Below are 18766 nucleotides of genomic sequence, written 5' to 3'. Positions count from 1 at the left end.
CTAGAATGACTACCATGCCGCGCAATCTAGTGCTTCTGCTCGATGGCACGAGCAACGAGGTGAAGAACGATCTCACCAATGTTTTGAAGCTCTACCGTTGCGCTGAGCGGAATGACACACAGCGCGTCTTCTACCATCCGGGCATTGGAACCATACCGTTGGTGTCCGACTGGACTCCAGCCGCGCAAAGCGCGATCGCGACCTTCGGCCTAGCCACCGGCTGGGGGCTCGATGCCAACATCCTTTCGGCGTATTGCTATCTAGCCGCAACCTATCGGCAGGGCGACCGCATCTTTCTATTCGGTTTCAGTCGAGGCGCTTATACAGCCCGTGCAGTTGCCGGTTTAATTCATCTACTTGGTCTACTTGAACCAGATCAGTTGAATCTCGCGCGTTATTCACTCAAGGCCTTCAAGAACGCTTATCGCGAGGACCGTCTCGAGATTGCCTGGCAGTTCCGCCGCGTTATCGGGGGGCGCCGCATTCCTATTCATTTTCTAGGCGTGTGGGACACCGTCGCATCGGTGTTCGTTCGGCCGGGACTATTACGACTGCCCAGCCAATCATTCCTCCCCTACACTAGGACTAACCCAAGTGTACGGGCATTTCGCCAAGCCGCAGCGATTGACGAGCGCCGGCGCATGTTCCGACTCTACGACTGGGCTTCCAGCCAACCATTCCAGCCCAACCCGTTCGAGGCAGCCGAGGACGCGCAAGATCAACAAACCGTATGGTTTGCAGGTGAACACTCTGACGTCGGTGGCGGCTGGGCAGAAGAAGAGAGCCATATCGCTAAGTTTCCACTGATCTGGATGGCCCGAGAAGCCGAGAAGTATGGGCTTCAAATCAACGAAGCGATGTTCAGCCACCTCGCGGAAGGAAAGCCTCTTCCGGGAGGAAAGCGGATGTACGTCCCACCGAGCGCCAACGGCGTTATTCACGATTCGATGTCTGCAGTCTGGTGGCCGCTCGAATATTTTCCTAAAAGCCTTAAGTGGAAGCGTTTTCCGGAGAACAAGTCAGGCTGGGGGTATTACTTGCCACACGCGGAACCACGCAAAATCAAGGAGCGCGCATTGCTCCACTACTCTGTAGTTGAGCGGATGGCGACAGGTTACAAACCGGTCAACCTGCCAACTACTTATGAGACCGTTAGCGCTGACTCGACGCTACCTTCGGCAAAGATCCAGTTATGATCGAAAATCTTGAGATCGGCCGCTCGGGCTATTTCTATCAGCGCAAGCGGCCTCTCTCTAACGAGGCCATTGAGCAGCTTTTCCGCAACTTGCGTGCGCAGACGCGTCACCCTTCGCAGAATCTGTTTCGCATCGTTCGTATGCAACTCGGCGAGGCGCGGTATTCCACGATCTCCTTCTCTTATGAGCGCGCGCCTTCCTTTCTTGCCCCTGAAGCCGGTGTGTCGGAGCGCGTGTTCGGCTATCTGCTGATCGTCGAACACGGTCTACACATTGCCTTATTCAAGTCGGGGTTGGATCTCACCTCGTCATTCAAAAGCGCGTTCCTCGGAAAGATCGCGAGCGAGCGCGTCGAGCGCGCAATCGCACGGCACGATGCAGTTTTTGAGAAGCTTCGGCTACGCAATATGTCGATCTCACCTTTGGCGCTGCGCTCAAAAACACTGGAGGCACGCGATCTAGAAAATGCGGTCGCGACGAGCAGTGCCAGCCGCTTCATCCCGCAGGGCTACAGTGTGCGGCGGCCTGACGGTGTCTATTCGGCGACGCCGACCACCGGTCGCATTGCGGTGCGCTCGGATCGGGCCGACGTCGAAGCCGCGGTTGCCTGGGTGGCCGAGATCTCGACGCTGCTTAGGCTCGAGGACGGCGCCGTTTCAGGCTTTATTCGCAACTTCGCCCGTCCCTTGGAGCTCACCGCAATCCCGCCCGACGTACGACCAACCTTCATCGGCATCGACATCATGGGCCTCTCCGACGTCCTCTTCAGTGCCGATGATGGTGTCCGCTTGGTCCGCACGGGCGGTGACGCTACAGAGGCACTGTCACATACGGAAGCCGAGGCGGTGCTTGCCTCATTGGATCAGCCGTTTCCGATTGTGACCGAAGGCGGAGTTGACCAGGTTCGGCTCGACGGTGGCGATGCACAGGTAACCACGCTGCGCATAGGCAGCACCCGAATTGCCCTGCGTGGACTCGAGCTGCCGGCGCTCGTCGGCATATCCGTAGAACGCCGAGACCTTCCTCTGGGAGAAGATCCTAATGCAATGCCGCTCGCACGGTACATAGATCGCGAGAATCTCTTCACGGTGCTCTTCAGCGACTTGGCTCTTGCGTATATCGACGGCTCGCTCTTTCGAGATGAGGCGCTTGCTGGAGGCGGCGAAGCGTTTCTCGCGCATCTGCACGTCGAGGCTTCGCTTGCAACCGCCGACAGCGAAAAGGGCGCATTCGCGGCTGACCAAGTCGCCTTCGCTCCGAACTCCGTCTTTCGCTCAGTCGTCGATGCAGTAGCGAATGATGATGTCTTGCTTTGCGACGACTTGGGCGATGAATGGGCGGATTTCATTGGAGTGAGTACGGCCACGAGTCCGACGATGATCAGCTTCTATCATGCCAAGCATGGCAACCAGTCGCTGAGTGCGTCGGCGTTCCACGATTCCGTGGGCCAAGCCATCAAGAATCTAGGCCGCATGAGTTTGCCGGGGAGTATGCTACCCAACAAACTTGCGAGTTGGAACGACCGATATCGCAACAATGGCGTGCAAACTGAGATCGCCAGAATGATCCGGGGCGGATCGCCTGATGAGATCGCCGCGAAACTTGATGCCGTGAGATCCGCACCGGACGTGCTTCAACGCGTCTTCATCGTGACATCATCGTTGAGCCGTGCGCAGGTTGAAGAGGTGCTTGCGGCCGCTTCGCACGGAACACCGCCCACACCGCACTTCGTTCAGCTCTACTGGTTGTTGATGAGCTATTTTTCCGCCTGCACTGAGATGGGCGTGCGTGGTTATGTGGTGTGTCGTCCGTAGACCGCATAGCGCCGTTTCCTACCGCCGCCGGAAAGAGCGATGTGAATTGAGCGCTACTAAGTCCGAAACTGTGCAAACCTTTCCTCAAGACGGCCTTTGTCGGGATAGTCCTGGCCACGGGTCGGCAGCTTGATAAGCTGCCCCGCCATAGCTTTAAGCCCATACTCAAACATGGGACCGTCGTTTATCGAAAGCAGCGCGTCGCTCACATGAATCCGGTAATCTGCATCGATACCAATCAAATTGGCATCAAACGCCGCATGATGAATTTTCGAAAGCGGAAGGCCGTTTTGGACGATCGGTTGTCCGAGTTCTTCGTCTTTGTCTGGGATGATGTGGGCAGCGTCAAGCAGTCGTGCTTCCGGCAATCCGGTGATCGCGCATCTATTGCCGTAGGCGCTTAAAATGGCCTCACGGAACGTCGCTTGATGAAGACGCTGCCGAACCAGCCGCAAACCGTATCGTCGCTCCGGCGCATCTGGAATGGACCAATCCTTATTCGTTGTGGCTGGAGCGCCGAAGGCAAGGCGTACCTTCAAATCCGGTGCTGACCATTCGGCGACATAAGTGGGCCAGATGAATGTGTAGCGCTGAGGCGCGACACCAAGGAAGTAGAGGATGGGAATTTGACCATCTCGTGCTTCGCGCAGCCACCGATTGTCAGCAGCACCTGCGTCCGTACCCATGAACGCATAGTCAATGAGCTCATCGCCACGCTCAATTTGTGCATGAACCTTACGCTGATCGTCATACCAAACACGCGCGCCAGTTCGCGGATAGACGGTTCGCACACTGAGCAAATACTTCATGGACGCCGGCTTGAATATTCCTCGCTGGGGGTTGATCAGCGGAACTCGCTGCCCATCGACAAGAAATCCCGCCCGTAAGTCGTCTGCCGTGATTACCCCACCAGCGCTGGCACGTTTGATGTGCTCGACGGCGGCCAATCGGATGCGCGCATCTATCGGAGCGTCACTCATGGCGTCGTCCAGTCGGCAGCAAAAGCCCGGTTATGAGAGAAGCGTTCATCCCAGATACCTGTGCTCTCGATGCCACGACAACGCGTCGGCTGACGGCGCAGCATATCGGTTATTGGGAGCGCGAATGGGAGTTCCGTGAAGGTCATAGTAGTGCCGACCGTTATCGAAATCAGCTTTCAGACGGCCACTGACCTCGAACCGGTGATCCGGTGAGACAGTCACATATCCGAGGTCGAAAAGCCGATGGATGTCAGTGCGAAGGAGCAAACCGTTCGAAGCTGCGTGCTCTCCACCAGCCTCGAAAGCGCGGATGTGGGCCGCATCCAAAATCGGCAGGGTCTTTTCACCCGAGACGGCGCAACGGCGTTCATAGCTATCAGTGATCGTCAGGCGAAACGCGCCCTGCCCTAATCTCGGCTTGATCAGCGTCGGCTTGCCGAAGCGCTCAGCCATGACAGGCTCTGTATTTCGTATCTCAGGAACCGAGTTCAATCGCTCTGTGACTGCGGACCATAGATATTGCCCATCCCCTTCCTCTGCGCTGAATCCCTTGCCGGTCACGATGTTTGGCGACCAGCTCTCCGGAACAGGCAGCCAGAGCTCCCTCGGCCAAAAGAACGGTTGGGTCAGTATCCGACAACCAATGACGGGATCCTGTTTATCATCCAGAGCAATTGGATCCCGGCGATAGCTCGCAATTCGCGCCCGCATTTCAGAGCGACTGGAAACGCCGTTCTTAAGGCCAAAGGCTTCCCACGCCAGAGACAGCGGCGCGATTGACGCGTGACCGAAAATGCCACCGCCAACGATGAAGTTGTTTGGCGCATGCAGCTTGAAGAGGAATATTTCGCCGGGCTGAAGCGCGCGAAACTGCGTCGTCCCACTGGGCTGCCAGAAATTGACTTCGTCATGGGGAACAGAGGCGCTCAACTGATCGAACCAGGCTTTGTCCGTAACGCCGACGAAGAGACGGACCATGGTCTAGCCTCTCAACTCGGCTGTGTTTTGAAGCACCGACGCTCTAGCAATCCACATCGTCAGCGCCGCAGCCCGAGAGCCAACTACTGCCGAGCATAGCCTGCAGATCGTCGTCTTGTTCCTTTTCACTTCGGCGCTCCCCACGCCTCCTCTGTATCTCATGTCGCGAGCACCCGCCCGAGATCAGACAACAGCTTTTCGCGTCGGCCCTCCGAAAGTTTGGCCAAGTTGTCGACCTTCCAGCGTACCGCCGGCAAGTCCGCGGCTCCAGGCACTCCTAGCAAGTCCCACTCTGGCTCGCCGGCCTTGAAGGACAGAAGAAAGCGCCGGTGCTCGGCAGGCATCTTGCCAACGACATCGGCGATTAGAGCTTCACGAGCATCGTACAACGCCTCCAGGGTCACGGGGTCTTCCGTCATGCCGGCAAACCCCGCGTCAAACTCATGGCGTAAGTCTTTGCGCGTCGGCGCCAAGACTTCGCCCATCGGCCTGTTGTGGCTCAGGATGTAGACAATGAAGGCGCGCCGTAGCTCATCGGATATTCCCTCATTCGCGAGCAGATCCCTGACGTCGAACAGATCTCGCGGATGCTGCCGATCCAAGGCGGCAACGATCTTGCCGGCGTAGAGGTCCGGGAAGGACACAACAGGCACCTCGGCATAGCCGAAGAGCTCTTCGACCTGGTCGCAAACCGCCCGTGCCTCGGGAGAGTAGACGCAGCCACGAATGACGGGCGTCACCTCGATCTTGATCTGCACGCCGTCGGAGGCAACCAGCACCTTTGTGGCTGCGCCTTCGCTGTGCAGCGGCACGGCCTGGGTGCGGCTACGCGGTACACTCTCCGCTATTCGAGCAGCAATCCGTCGTATGGCGGCATCGATATTGGCGAGGGACTTCGCACGATCCTCGACCGGCAGATAGGTCAGATCGATATCGACCGACAGGCGTGGAAGGTCTCTGACAAAGAGATTGATGGCCGTGCCGCCCTTCAATGCGAAGACATCCTCCTCAGCAACGAGTGGCAGAACCCGAACGAGGAGACTGACTTGCGCGCGGTAAGCTTCAGACGCCGGCATCGAGTGTCTCCGGCACAGTGATCTGATACTTGCTGTCCAGCCGACCGCCGACCACGATCTGACGCTTGCCGCGACCAAGGTCGATACGCTTGAGATCAAGTCGGCCGAACCATGGATGAGCATGCCGTTCGGCGAACCAGAGAAACAGCCTCTTCACCTTCACGCTCCGACACGCTTCCAGCACGGCCTGAACCCGCTTCGGGCTCAGCGTGCGAACCGACTCCATTAGGACGTCGGCCTGATGGAACGTCTCCCGGGACGGGAGCAGGTCAAGAAGTTCGCAAAGCGCGCGCTCCGGCGCGGAGACATCGAGCTCCCACCCCCAGTGTCCCCATGCCAGGCGCGTCCTTCCAGGTGCGTCGGCATCGAAGAGCTTGTCTGCCTTATGTTCGACGAACTGAGCGTCGGTCGGTATCCGATCTACCCAGCCAGGCAGACTGCCGTAGGCATACAGATGGATTTCTGGCTTGCCCGAAAAGCGGAGGTAGTGCGTCAGGCCTTGTAGCTCGAGAGCGCTGCGGCCGCCGACGTGCACGGATTTGTCCAGAAGTCGCTGGAGCGAGATGATCACGCGCTGCCAGGCTATCGCCTGATCAACGTTGCCGGTCGGTCGCTGATAGACGCCACGAACGACACCTTCGAGCCAGCCCTGCGCCACGTATTTTTCGCGCCACTGCCGACGATAGCCGTGTTTTTCCAGCCAAGCGGTGTCAACCACCAGCCCCTCGGGGAGCAGGCGATGAAGTTGGTTTATCTTTTCGTTCTTTTGACCTACCATTAGTGGGTGAAAATAGCATGAGTCTAAACCGAAGGACAAGTTCGGGATTCCGCATTTTCGACCCATCAATGGTAGGCATAAAAGCGCAATATTCAAACCAAGGAGATGGAACGCTTCTGGAGGAGGAAATGGCCAAGCTGCCGAAATTCACGCTTACGCATAACGAGAAGAAAGATCGCTGGGATTTGACCAAAGACGGCGCGAGTCGTCCTGCGGCGAGCTTCGACACCAAATCCGATGCGACCAAAGGCGGCGCCCTCGAGAAGGCTGTCGGCAAGGACGGAGGATCGGTCAAGATCCAGAAGGTCGATGGTCAATTTCAAGAAGAGCGGACTTATCCGCGTGCTGCCGATCCCAAGAAATCGCCGGGCTAATTCGTATCCACCTCCCGGCACTTCAACGAAAGCAACCCACATGCCTCGCACGATCGACGAAGTCATGGCCGATCTTCCACCGGCCCAGCAGAAAGAAATCGAGAGGCGATATCACGCGTTGCGTCGAACTGTGCCGTTCCCTCAGCGCGACAAAGCGCCAGACGACCAGCCCTCGGCCAAAAGCATCGGCCCTCGCCTGCCGCGCCGTCAATAACCTATCGAGACTTCCTCACTCTCGCCAGCCTACCACCGCGAGGGCGTGAAGCCGTGATCGTCATCGTCGCCGAATAAGCGCTCCGCTTCGAAACGCTCCTCCATCGCCCGCGGTGATAGGCGAGCCTCACGCTTCGCCAAATGCTCCATCGCCCAGGCCAGAAACGCCGATAATCTTGGGCTCGGCTCGGCCGGAATCTCCTCGGTGAGCATAACGATGAGACGACGAAGCCGATCCAGTTCGTCAAGTTCGGCGAGAACCGTGCTCAGTCCGGCGGTGCGGCGATCCTCAACATGTTTGATACGCGCCGCCAGTTCGCGGCGACGACGCTCTTCCTCGATCCTTCGCTGCTCTGCTTCCCGCCTGAGCCGATCTTCAGTTTTCGCTGCGGCAAGCACCGCAAGACCGACAGCGATGTCACTGGCCATATTCTCCAGTCGCTGGACCTTGGCGTCGCGGAAGCTCCGGCGCGGCGCAGAGCCCCGGAAAACATATACCTGCTCGAACTCAAACGAGAGCTGGCCGGTTGGATGGTAGTCCCACTCTGGAAAGCGAGGCTTATCAAAGAAAACGTTGTCCCAGGAGTTGCGGTGCGCCGCGCGATCTCTCTTTCGTTCCCAAGCCTCCTCTTTGGCCCGCTCGGCATCGGTTAGTACATGTTTCTCCCGCCTGATTGTTTCTGTGATCGAGAAGCCAACCGTCTCGTTTTCGGATTTGAATTTCGCTAAGCCCTCGCCTGCGACGAGTTCGAAGCCTTGAAGTTCTGCTGCCCGGACAATCCGCTGCAGGGCGATGGCAAGACGGTCGATTGACGCCGACGCCACCTCACACTTGATGAGTCCAGGCCTGTCAGCAGCGACGATACCGATATCGGATGGCTTCGCCTTTCTGAGCCCGGCGAGCGTCCGCTCGATAACCGCGTGCGGCGGGGCTGATTGACTATCATCGCCTTCAGACGCGAGGATACGTGCCTGTTCGCGCACGCCGGCAAGCGCGGCAGCTTCACGGCTGAGGTCCGCATTTGCAATTGTGATCCTGTCAGCACTCCCCGCCTTAGCCTTCGGCAGGGGCGCTTGCTTAACCTTCTTCCCGGCTGCCTTCTTCGCCCACCAGCCAAGCGGTGGATTAGGGATGTCATGCTTCCTACAGATCTTGTGAAGCGCGACATCGGAGATCGCGAACTCCTTTGCCAAATGCGTCAACGGCTTGGACCAGACGAGTTCGTAAAATTCTTCGCGCGTAAAAACCCTTGCCACAGTGATTCCTTCGATGGTCTCCCGTCTGCCTCCTCGGACGGCCAATGCGACCGCAGGATTGTTGAGCCCCAATCGCCCACAGGATCCTCTTAGGCATCGCCTCGTGTGATCGCCCGCCATGGTGCAACAACCTGTTGCACTATAACGGATAACGGAAGCCTGGGAAAATTTGTGTCTGCTCCTCTTTACCTGACGCTCGACGAAGTCATTAAGCGCTATCGCAACCAGATCAGCGAGGGCACGTTGCGCAACTGGCGATCGAAGAGGATCGGGCCTTCGTTCATTAAAATCGGCAAAGCGGTTCTGTACCCAGTCAACGAGCTAGATCGCTGGGATCGTTCAAACCTCGTCCTATGCCAACGGACGCGGCATCTCCCTTTTGATACCGTTGGCACCGAGACCAGCGAGATTTGAGCGTCGGCATGAGCCCCCGTCCAGTTGGCGGGGGCAAAGCATGCTGCAGCGAGCAAGCCCGAACACCGCTTTCAGTACGGCTCTTGTCGCGATCTGCGTTCTCTCGTAATTGTGGTTGCCACAGAAACTCGTGATCCTGCATGCGTTTCCGGAAGCGGGAAGGATCGGGCGGAATGATGCGGGATGGTCAGAGAACGTCATTTGTTCCAGACACCAAACCTATACCCCAGTTCATCCGAGAGTATACATAACACGCTGATAAACAACGACTTATTTCGTTGGCTGTTTTGATCCACAATCACCCGTCCGGCGACCCGACACCCTCAAAGGCGGATATCGACATGACCAAGACAATCGTCAACATTGGCAATCAGATGGGCATAATAGTCCACGATCATATTATCATTGGCAAAAACAGTCATGCCAGTTTGAAAGGGCTTGGTCTTTTTTAGGTTCATGGCTTTGATTTAAAGAAATACACCGCACTTTCGTCCGTCGAGCTGGTTTTGCCGTCGCCAAAATCTGGCACGGGATATTTCGACAGTTTCTGCAGCCGCTCCCGTGGCAAATAATCTCTCCCGGGGTCGCCAACGATAACCGTTAGCCCCACAGCAATGCATTTATCGAGATAGGCTGTCACCTTCGCTGCAAGGTTTGCATCGTAGAACAGATCGCCTACCGCGATAATATCAGTTTCTGGCGGTTCGTTATCGAGGATGTCCTGGCAGATAACGGTTACCTGCGCTTCATTGACAGCCGCGTTCAAGCGATTTGCTATCGACGCATGAGGATCAATATCCACGGAAACTACCACTTTTGCGCCTGCTTTGGCGGCTGCAATCCCCACAATTCCGGAACCCGAACCTAAGTCCAGCAAACGCCGACCTGCAACCATTTTCTGGTGATCGAGAATATGCCGTGCCAGCACTGTCCCTCCAGCCCAGCGATAGGCCCAATAAGGTGGATGGTCATCACCATATATGTCCTTGTTGCCAAGCTTGCTCAACCCGCTCGCTGGGTGGGCAGTATAAAGGGATATCTCCGGTACTGACGGAACGGGAACAAGATGCAGGTTCGCTGTTATAAAGTCCTGCAAGTTTACTGTATCGTCCGCTGCACTAACCAGTTTGGTCTTTTTCAATTTTATCTTTCCCGATCAGTGCCGCAAATGCGAATTTCTATCGCCGGTAGCCACTAAATGAAACGATAAAAAGCTGCCTTCAGCCATCCTGACAGAATGCTGTCAGGATGGCTGAAGGTATCATGATCTTATGATGAGTGGAGGTGCAAAGATGTTGCAAGCTTGCCTCAATGGTGCACGCATGCGTGACTATCACCCCGCTGTGCCGTTTTCAGCTGCCGAACTTGCGAAAGACGCGCGGCTGGTCGTTGCGGCGGGCGCACGGGAACTGCACATTCATCCACGCGGACCGGACGGGAGGGAGACTCTCGATCGCGTCATTGTCGCACACACACTGCAAACAATTCGCAAAGCGGTGCCGTCGATTCCAATCGGACTGTCCACACAATGGAGTATAAAACCCACGGGCAAAGCCCGGCACGAGCCAATCCGCCGTTGGAATGTCCTGCCGGATTATGTCTCAATCAATCTTACAGAAGAAGATGCCGACGACTTGATGTCGCTGATTTTGAGCAAAGGTATCGGTGTGGAGGCCGGCCTCTGGTCCATCAGTGATGCTGAGCGCTTCGTAAGGCTGAACGATGCAAAAAGCTGCCTGCGTGTTCTTATCGAAATCCTTGAGCAAGACATCGAAGAAGGGCTCAAGGTATCCAATGGCATTCAGAACGTTCTGAAGAATGCCGGTATCAACTTGCCCATATTGCTCCATGGCGATGAAGCAAGCGTCTGGCCAATCTATCGGGAGGCCGTGGCAAAAGGTTTTGACAGCCGCATTGGTCTGGAAGATTGCAATCGCCTTCCCTCCGGTCAAATCGCCAGCGGCAACGCTGAATTGATTCAGGCTACATCAAATCTCGTGTAGCATTTCGACATAAAGAAAAACGGCCCCGCATTGCGGAGCCGTTTTTCAGTATTACTTTTGCGAAACCGTTGACGAGAAGCTTATGCCTCGTCTTCAGTCTTCTTCTTGGCTGCCTTTTTTGGCGCTGCCTTCTTTGCAGGCTTCTTGGCTTCGCCAGACTTTTCTTCCGACTCATCATCAGCCATCAGCTCTTCTTTCGTTACCTTCTTGTCGGTAACGTTGATGCTGGCGAGCAGGTGATCAACAACCTTCTCTTCAAAGATTGGAGCGCGCAGATTGTTGATTGCTTCCGGAGTCTTGCGGAAGAATTCATAGATCTGCTGTTCCTGACCTGGATACTGGCGAACCTGGTCATAAACAGCGCGCTGCATTTCTTCTTCGGTCACTTCGATACCGGCCTTGTTGCCGATTTCGGAAAGAACGAGACCAAGACGTACGCGGCGCTCAGCAAGCTTGCGGTATTCAGCGCGAGCTTCTTCTTCTGTCGTGTCTTCGTCTTCAAAAGTCTTGCCAGCCTGTGCAAGGTCCTGACCGATCTGGGCCCAGATGTTGTTGAACTCGGCATTGATCAGACGTTCTGGCGATTCGAACTGGTACTCGCCGTCCAGCGCATCGAGAATCTGACGCTTGACCTTCTGACGTGTGAATGAACCATACTGGCTCTCGATCTGCTCGCGGATAACCTGACGAAGACGATCGGCGCTTTCGATGCCGAGCTTCTTTGCGGTTTCGTCATTGATTTCGAGTTCGCCTGGCTTTGCTACTTCCTTAACAGTGATGTCGAAGGTTGCATCTTTGCCTGCAAGGTGAGCAGCCTGATATTCAGCCGGGAAAGTGACCTTGATCTGTTTTTCATCGCCAGCCTTGACGCCGATCAGCTGATCTTCGAAGCCCGGAATGAACTGGCCGGAGCCGAGAACCAGCGTCGCATCGCTATCTGCGCCGCCGTCGAAAGGAACATCATCGACCTTGCCGAGATAGTCCATGGTAACGCGGTCGCCGCTTTCAGCTTTGCCCTTCTTGGTTTCGAAGGTCTGTGCAGAGCTTGCAACGCGCTTGACCTGCTCTTCTACTTCCTCATCGGACACATCAACGATCTCGCGGGTGATGCTGATCTTTGAAGAGTCTTTGATTTCGATGGCTGGCAGAACTTCGTAGTTCAGCGAGAATTCGAAATCGGCCTCGCCGGAAAGAACCTTGTCAGCTTCTTTTTCGTCTTCAGTCATGACGACTTCCGGCTGGGTAGCCGACTTTTCATTGCGATCCGAAAGAATGGTGCGCGAAGAATCGCTCAGGATTTCGTTGACGACTTCAGCCATGAACGACTTACCGTACATCTTGCGAAGGTGGCTCATTGGCACCTTGCCGGGACGGAAGCCATTGATGCGCGCCTTTGCACTGGCACCCTGGAGGCGTTCGGAAAGCTTTGCTTCCAGATCCTTGGCCGGAACAACGACCTTGATCTCGCGCTTCAGCCCTTCATTGAGCGTTTCAGTAACCTGCATGTCCAAACCTTCACTTTTTTAACATTTGTCCCGCCGTCACCGGCTCGTTCGCCAAATTGCGGGAGAAAAACTGTTGCCTATGTGGCTCCGGGTGCGGATGATCGAGCCTTGGCTTCGCCATCCACGTTGATTTTACTGCCGTATTTCCAACCCAACTCTCGATTTATGCCACGCATTGTATCACAGACTGTGGCACAAAGTTGGGTGAGAAATCGCACCTTCACCGACTGGTCGCTCCCTTTACTCGGCTCAGGTATAAAAATCAATGGCAGAGCAGTATGGGTGGGCAAAATAGCATAGCGCAGCGCCGCCACAGCCGGAGATTGCAAGGTGACAAGGAATTGGAACTGTGCAAATCTACTCGGGTGGGGACTTTTCTGGATAATTAATTATGGCTGCACTGTGTTAAAATTGTGCAGCGCCCTCTCGTAAACGTTCCCCGCCGCTATTATCTGACTTTGCTCTACTCGACCTGATCGTCCGCAAAGATGGTATTGATTTTGTTTCTTTCAGCTGAATTTGCTGCATCTTTGCGACACGCACGGGACGTCTTACAGTCATGGAGGCCTACCCTTTGTCACGATCGCTTTTAACTACACTCAAGTTCGGTTTGACAGCCGCTCTCCTCTCGTCAGGTGCTGCATTCGCACAGGAAGCAGCAGCGCCGCCGCCTCCCCCGGTATCGGTTGCAAAGCCAGTCGTTCGCGACGTTGTAGACAGTGACGAGTTCATTGGCCGCTTCGAAGCCGTCGATGAAGTGTCCATTCGCTCGCGCGTTGCCGGTTATCTCGACAAGATCGAGTTCACAGATGGTGCACTGGTGAAGAAAGGCGATCCGCTATTTACGATCGATCAGCGCCCGTTTGAAACAGCGCTATCGCAGGCTCAGGCTTCGCTGGAAGTTGCCAAGACGACACTGGTATATGCTGAGGCCCAATTCAAACGCACGGAATCGCTTGCTGCAAACGGCACGCTCTCAGCATCGCAGCTGGATGACCGGCGGCGCGACTTCGTATCCGGCCAGGCCAATGTCCGCGGCGCAGAGGCAGCTCTGGCCCGCGCACAGCTCGATCTCGAATATACGAAGATCACCGCTCCACTTAGCGGGCGCATTGATCGCCGCCTGATTTCGGTTGGCAACCTCGTCCAGCCGGACCAGACAATCTTGACGACCATCGTCTCGCTCGATCCGATTGATTTCTATTTCAATGTCGATGAGCGCAACCTGCTCTCCTATGCGCGTACTGCACGTGAAAACGGCAGCACATTGCAGGAAGGCGCAGCTGGACTGGAAGTAACTGTCCGGCTTACCGACTCTGCTGAGCCACCAGTGAAGGGCAAAGTCGACTTTGCTGAAAATCGTCTGGACGACCAAACGGGAACGATGCGGGTGCGTGCCCGCTTCGACAATCCAAAGTTTGTTTTGCAACCCGGCCTTTTTGGCCGCGTCGATGTTGCTGCATCCAATAGCTATAAGGGTATTTTGATCCCCGACGAAGCTATCGGGTCCGATCAAAACGAGCGCATCGTCTTCACGGTCAGCGAAGATGGCACAGTGACACCGAAGCCGGTTCGTCTTGGACCGAAGCTTTATGGCTACCGCGTCATCCGCTCCGGTATGACCGGCGATGAAACCATTGTCGTAAATGGTCTTATGCGCATCCGCCCAGGGGTGAAGGTCAAGCCCGAACTGGTCGTTCTGCCGCCAGAAGCCCCAACGGCTGAGACGACAAAAGCGCAAGGGGCTGCGCAATGAGATTCGCGCATTTTTTCGTCGACCGGCCAATCTTTGCGAGCGTTCTATCGATCGTCTTGCTGATCGTCGGCGGCATTGCCTATACACAGCTGCCAGTGGCGCAGTATCCTGAAATCGCACCTCCAACCATCGTTATCCGCACCTCTTACCCGGGCGCCGATGCCGAAACCATTGCCAACACGGTGGCAACGCCTATCGAACAGGAAATCAACGGCGTCGAGGACATGTTGTACATGTCCTCCTATTCGACTGCTGATGGTTCCATGGCTCTGACAGTCACTTTCAAGCTTGGAACTGATCTCGATAAAGCACAGGTTCTGGTGCAGAATCGCGTTTCCATTGCTGAGCCGCGACTTCCGGAAGAAGTCCGGCGCCTTGGTATCACCACCACCAAAAGTTCGCCTGACCTGATGATGGTCGTGCATATTCTCTCACCAAATGGGCGTTACGATCAGCTTTATGCGTCCAACTATGCGCGATCCCGCGTGCGCGACGTATTGTTGCGTTTGGACGGCGTTGGCGATCTGATCATCTTCGGTGAGCGCGAATACTCGCTGCGTATCTGGCTCGACCCTGAAAAGCTCTCAGCCTATGGCATGACATCGAGTGACGTTGTTCAGTCACTACGGGATCAGAACGTGCAGGTTTCCGGCGGTTCCATTGGCGGGCCACCTTCTTCGGGCACCAATGCGTTTCAATATACGGTCACGACGGAAGGGCGTTTCAGTGATGCCCGTCAGTTCCGTTATGTCATCGTCAAGGCCACGGAAAGCGGACGCCTTGTGCAGTTGCAGGACGTGGCCCGCATTGAGCTTGGTGCAAAAGACTATGTTACCAACTCCTATCTGAATGGCAGCCCGGCTGTGGCTTTGGGTATTTTCAGCCGTCCGGGTACCAACGCCCTCGCCGCTGCGGCATCAATTCGCAGCACAATGGAAGAGCTCAAGAAGGATTTTCCTGACGGGCTGACCTACGACATCGTCTACAATCCAACCGAGTTCATCGCTGAATCGATCAATGAGGTGTACAAGACGATCATCGAGGCCGTTATCCTCGTAGCACTCGTCGTGCTCGTCTTCCTCCAGTCCTGGCGTACAGCTATTATCCCGATTGTGGCAATTCCGGTCTCCCTTATCGGAACACTGGCATTGCTGCTTGCCTTCGGTTTCTCGCTCAATATGTTGACCCTGTTCGGATTGGTTCTTGCCATCGGCATTGTCGTTGACGACGCGATTGTCGTCGTCGAAAACGTTGAGCGAAACCTTGCAACCGGCATGACGCCGAAGGAAGCGTCGCATGTAACTATGGATGAGGTCGGCACTGCCGTCATTGCCATTTCGCTGGTTCTGATCGCTGTGTTCGTGCCGACTGCGTTCATCCCCGGCATTACAGGGCAATTCTACCTGCAGTTTGCCATAACCATCGCAGTCGCAACTGCAATTTCAGCCCTCAACTCGCTGACACTTTCGCCAGCCTTGGCTGCGATTGTGCTGCGACCTCACAACCACAAGGAATCGAACAATCCTGTTGCCCGTTTTGGCCGGACATTGGCCAATGGCTTCAATACCGGTTTCGACAAGATGGCAAATGGCTATTCCTGGATTGTCCGCCACCTTGTCAGTTCATTTGTCGGTATCGCGGCATCCCTGCTGGTCTTCGTCGGGCTGCTCTTTGCCACCTGGTACATGGCTACATCCATTCCACGCGGCTTCATCCCGACCATGGATCAGGGTTATGCCATCGTTGTTGTACAGTTGCCGGACGGCGCTTCGCTCAATCGTACGGATGCCGTGATTGAAAAGGTATCGAAGATCGTTCGGGACGTGCCGGGCGTAAAAAATGCTGTGGCATTCTCTGGCTTTAACGGCGCTACCTTCACCAATGCGTCAAACTCCGGTGTGGTGTTCGCAGCATTCGACTCTTTCGAAAACCGTCTTGAGGAAGGCCATAACGCCAACCAGATTATCGGTCAGCTTTACGGAAGCCTGCAGAGCATTCAGGAAGCCTTCATCATCGCCGTACCACCACCAGCGATCAGCGGTATCGGCAATTCCGGCGGCTTCAAGATGCAGCTACTGGATCGTGATAGCTCGGATATGCGCCGCGTTCTGGCTCTCGCCTATCAGATGATGGGTGAAGCAGCCCAGACACCTGGCGTGACCGGCGTTTTCACAACCTTCTCAGCTTCCAGCCCGCAATACTTCCTTGAAGTGGACCGGGACAAGGCTCGGGCGTTGAATGTTCCAATTCCAAATATCTTTGAAACACTTTCAACGAACCTTGGCACGTCATACGTCAATGATTTCAATGCTTTCGGACGCGTTTATCAGGTGCGTGCGCAAGCAGATCAGCAGTTCCGTCTTGATCGGCAGGATATCCTTGCCCTGAAAGTAAGATCCGCCACCGGAGCACTTGTTCCACTTGGCACGCTGATTGAAATCAAAGACACGACGGGCCCATCGCTAGTGCAACGATACAATATGTACGTATCCGTACCGTTGCAGGGCAATGCTGCCCCGGGTGTCTCAACGGGTGCTGCACTCGATCAGATGGAAGCACTGGCAGCCAAAACGCTACCTCAGGGTACATCCTTCAACTGGACAGAACTTGCCTTTCAAGAGCGTTCTACCGGCAACACGGCAGTGTTCATCTTCGCACTGTCGGTCATCTTCGTCTTCCTTGCCCTTTCGGCTCAGTATGAAAGCTGGGTGTTGCCTCTGGCAATTATCCTGATCGTTCCGCTGGCCGTACTTGCGGCACTGATAGGCGTGGCATTGCGAGGCATGGATAACAACATCCTCACGCAAATTGGTCTCGTGGTGCTGATTGGTCTGGCGGCGAAAAACGCGATCCTGATTGTCGAGTTTGCCCGACAGCATGAGAACGAAGGCGCTACGCCGGTTGAAGCTGCCATCGAAGCCAGCCGTCTGCGCCTGCGTCCAATCCTGATGACTGCCTTTGCTTTTATCTTCGGTGTGGTACCGTTGATGATTGCAAGCGGCCCCGGCGCGGAAATGCGTCAGTCACTGGGAACAGCAGTGTTCTCCGGCATGCTTGGTGTCACATTCTTCGGTCTGTTCCTGACCCCGGTCTTCTACGTTGTGCTGCGATCATTCCGGCGCAAAAAAAAGCCTGTGGCTGAGCAAGCTGCAGCGCATTAACAAAAAAGCGCGGGGCCATAACAGCCCCGCGCTTTTTTCTTTGGTCTGCGAGTTTTAAGGCAGGCGATATCTGTAGGAGGGCGAAAGCATGTCGCGGCTCTTGTAGGAAAATGCCGCCCGTTGTCTCGCTGTCAGATTGATATCGCGTAGCATATAGGCATTCAAATCGGCCGGATCGCCTGCTGGTCTTGGTGTCTGACGGGCAAAACCTGCCCACAAAATCGCAAGCGAACTCAACCCGAAAAATCGCAATTCGGTCATCACACTCTCCATCGAGCTATTAATTGTCTTGTTGTGTTATGTGATTTAGTACCTTATTGATTGCTGTACCAACGCGAATTGAGCGGCAAGCCATCAGAAAATTTAATGGGTTACCATGTCATCACTACCGCTGGGCGCCATCCGGGTCTTTGATTGTGTAGCGCGGCTGCAAAACTTCACCAAAGCAGCCGAAGAACTCAACATGACCCAATCGGCCGTCAGCTATCAGATCAAGTTACTGGAGGATTTTGCAGGTACGCCCTTGTTCCAGCGGCGCGCACGCGGTGTTGTGCTGACGCCGAAAGGCGAGACCATCGCACCTGTCATACGCCGTTCGCTGGCTGACATCGGCGACACCTTCCGCGATATTCGCGAGGAACAGAACTCTGTGCTGGTTGTCGCGGTCATCCATACTTTTGCGAGCAACTGGCTCGCACCGCGCATCACCGACTTTCAGGATCTGCATCCGGAACTCTCGGTCCGCTTCGATATTTCATCACGGCTGCTGGACTATGAGGCGGAGGGTATCGATTGCGGCATCAGAAGCGGCAATGGTACTTGGCCCGGCATGACATCGCATTGGCTTTTGTCCGGCGGTTTTACACCCCTCGCCAGCCCCGCTTATTTAGAGCGTCATGGCCGACCGGAAAAACCAGCCGACCTTCTCAATTACCATCTCATAACGCCCAATGATGATTGGTGGCCGACCTGGTTTCGGGCTGCTGGTGTTGAAGGGCCTTTGACGATGACGAAACCCGGTGTGGATATTGATACCCAGCAAATTATCGGCGGCCTTGCTTTGTCGGGCGGCGGCGTCGGCCTGGTATCGTCAGCCTTTTTTCAGGATGAGATTGCGTCAGGAACATTGGTCAGGCTGTTCGACATCGATGCTTCGACAGGCTCCAACTACTATCTGGTTTATTCGGCGACCAAGCAATTGCCGAATAAAGTTAAACTCTTTCGCGATTGGATTATTGGCGGCGCCTGCACGCCGGCATAA

General features: G+C 55.5%; 17 protein-coding genes and 1 pseudogene. 10 read left to right on the top strand and 8 right to left on the bottom strand.

Annotated features, from left to right (window positions below):
* Window positions 1-5: 5 nt before the first annotated feature.
* The gene (locus PMI41_RS11860; protein ID WP_008125035.1) at window positions 6-1196 is read left to right on the top strand and encodes a DUF2235 domain-containing protein; all 1191 of its coding nucleotides are present in this window, start codon (window positions 6-8) and stop codon (window positions 1194-1196) included.
* Window positions 1193-3010 carry a hypothetical protein gene (locus tag PMI41_RS25430; RefSeq protein WP_008125033.1) on the top strand — a complete coding sequence of 606 codons (1818 nt, stop codon included), beginning with the start codon at window positions 1193-1195 and terminating at the stop codon, window positions 3008-3010. The genes PMI41_RS11860 and PMI41_RS25430 overlap by 4 nt, the downstream gene beginning before the upstream one ends.
* 56 nt (window positions 3011-3066) lie before the next feature.
* Here the strand turns inward: PMI41_RS25430 and PMI41_RS11850 are convergent, their stop codons facing one another.
* The 4 genes from PMI41_RS11850 to PMI41_RS11835 all read right to left on the bottom strand — a co-directional run bounded on the left by PMI41_RS11850 (window position 3067) and on the right by PMI41_RS11835 (window position 6861).
* Window positions 3067-3990 carry an HNH endonuclease gene (locus tag PMI41_RS11850; protein WP_008125032.1) on the bottom strand — a complete coding sequence of 308 codons (924 nt, stop codon included), beginning with the start codon at window positions 3988-3990 and terminating at the stop codon, window positions 3067-3069.
* A gap of 45 nt (window positions 3991-4035) precedes the next feature.
* Entirely contained in the window at window positions 4036-4968 is a 933-nt protein-coding gene (locus PMI41_RS11845; protein ID WP_008125030.1) for an HNH endonuclease, read from the bottom strand.
* A gap of 158 nt (window positions 4969-5126) precedes the next feature.
* Window positions 5127-6044 (bottom strand): nucleotidyl transferase AbiEii/AbiGii toxin family protein, encoded by a 918-nt coding sequence (locus tag PMI41_RS11840; RefSeq protein ID WP_008125028.1) that lies wholly within the window; start codon window positions 6042-6044, stop codon window positions 5127-5129.
* Window positions 6031-6861 (bottom strand): type IV toxin-antitoxin system AbiEi family antitoxin domain-containing protein, encoded by an 831-nt coding sequence (locus PMI41_RS11835; RefSeq protein ID WP_348225800.1) that lies wholly within the window; start codon window positions 6859-6861, stop codon window positions 6031-6033. The genes PMI41_RS11840 and PMI41_RS11835 overlap by 14 nt, the downstream gene beginning before the upstream one ends.
* An 89-nt stretch (window positions 6862-6950) precedes the next feature.
* Between PMI41_RS11835 and PMI41_RS11830 the strand changes: the two genes are divergently transcribed.
* Both PMI41_RS11830 and PMI41_RS25050 read left to right on the top strand, forming a co-directional pair.
* Entirely contained in the window at window positions 6951-7196 is a 246-nt protein-coding gene (locus tag PMI41_RS11830) for a DUF2188 domain-containing protein (protein WP_008125023.1), read from the top strand.
* Between the two features lie 40 nt (window positions 7197-7236).
* Window positions 7237-7410 carry a hypothetical protein gene (locus tag PMI41_RS25050; protein ID WP_157179377.1) on the top strand — a complete coding sequence of 58 codons (174 nt, stop codon included), beginning with the start codon at window positions 7237-7239 and terminating at the stop codon, window positions 7408-7410.
* A gap of 29 nt (window positions 7411-7439) precedes the next feature.
* Here PMI41_RS25050 and PMI41_RS11825 read toward each other — a convergent pair whose 3' ends face one another.
* Window positions 7440-8738: a hypothetical protein gene (locus PMI41_RS11825; RefSeq protein WP_202949297.1), complete on the bottom strand. Its 1299-nt coding sequence runs from the start codon at window positions 8736-8738 to the stop codon at window positions 7440-7442.
* A gap of 99 nt (window positions 8739-8837) precedes the next feature.
* On the opposite strand from PMI41_RS11825, the gene PMI41_RS11820 reads away from it, so the two are divergent.
* Window positions 8838-9080, top strand: coding sequence for a helix-turn-helix domain-containing protein (locus tag PMI41_RS11820; protein ID WP_040854657.1), 243 nt, complete (start codon window positions 8838-8840; stop codon window positions 9078-9080).
* 275 nt (window positions 9081-9355) lie between these two features.
* A pseudogene (locus tag PMI41_RS24725) lies at window positions 9356-9532 on the top strand (JAB domain-containing protein); the annotation flags it as partial.
* 2 nt (window positions 9533-9534) lie between these two features.
* Here PMI41_RS24725 and PMI41_RS11815 read toward each other — a convergent pair.
* Window positions 9535-10221, bottom strand: a complete 687-nt coding sequence (locus PMI41_RS11815; protein ID WP_008125016.1) for a 50S ribosomal protein L11 methyltransferase — start codon at window positions 10219-10221, stop codon at window positions 9535-9537.
* A gap of 151 nt (window positions 10222-10372) precedes the next feature.
* On the opposite strand from PMI41_RS11815, the gene PMI41_RS11810 reads away from it, so the two are divergent.
* Window positions 10373-11083 carry a 3-keto-5-aminohexanoate cleavage protein gene (locus tag PMI41_RS11810; protein WP_008125014.1) on the top strand — a complete coding sequence of 237 codons (711 nt, stop codon included), beginning with the start codon at window positions 10373-10375 and terminating at the stop codon, window positions 11081-11083.
* Window positions 11084-11163: 80 nt separating this feature from the next.
* Here PMI41_RS11810 and tig read toward each other — a convergent pair whose 3' ends face one another.
* A complete protein-coding gene (tig, locus tag PMI41_RS11805; RefSeq protein WP_008125012.1) occupies window positions 11164-12588 on the bottom strand; it encodes a trigger factor in 1425 nt (474 codons plus the stop codon).
* Between the two features lie 610 nt (window positions 12589-13198).
* Here tig and PMI41_RS11800 point away from each other — a divergent pair.
* Together PMI41_RS11800 and PMI41_RS11795 are read left to right on the top strand one after the other, a co-directional pair.
* On the top strand, window positions 13199-14344 hold the full coding sequence (locus PMI41_RS11800) for an efflux RND transporter periplasmic adaptor subunit (RefSeq protein ID WP_052025888.1): 1146 nt from the start codon (window positions 13199-13201) through the stop codon (window positions 14342-14344).
* Window positions 14341-17505, top strand: a complete 3165-nt coding sequence (locus tag PMI41_RS11795; RefSeq protein ID WP_008125008.1) for a multidrug efflux RND transporter permease subunit — start codon at window positions 14341-14343, stop codon at window positions 17503-17505. The genes PMI41_RS11800 and PMI41_RS11795 overlap by 4 nt, the downstream gene beginning before the upstream one ends.
* A gap of 54 nt (window positions 17506-17559) precedes the next feature.
* Here the strand turns inward: PMI41_RS11795 and PMI41_RS11790 are convergent, their stop codons facing one another.
* Entirely contained in the window at window positions 17560-17766 is a 207-nt protein-coding gene (locus PMI41_RS11790) for a hypothetical protein (protein ID WP_008125006.1), read from the bottom strand.
* A gap of 115 nt (window positions 17767-17881) precedes the next feature.
* On the opposite strand from PMI41_RS11790, the gene PMI41_RS11785 reads away from it, so the two are divergent.
* Window positions 17882-18766: a LysR substrate-binding domain-containing protein gene (locus tag PMI41_RS11785; protein WP_008125004.1), complete on the top strand. Its 885-nt coding sequence runs from the start codon at window positions 17882-17884 to the stop codon at window positions 18764-18766.

It is taken from the genome of Phyllobacterium sp. YR531, assembly GCF_000282595.1.
GTDB lineage: Bacteria > Pseudomonadota > Alphaproteobacteria > Rhizobiales > Rhizobiaceae > Phyllobacterium.
This window is presented reverse-complemented; position numbering and strand designations above follow the sequence as displayed.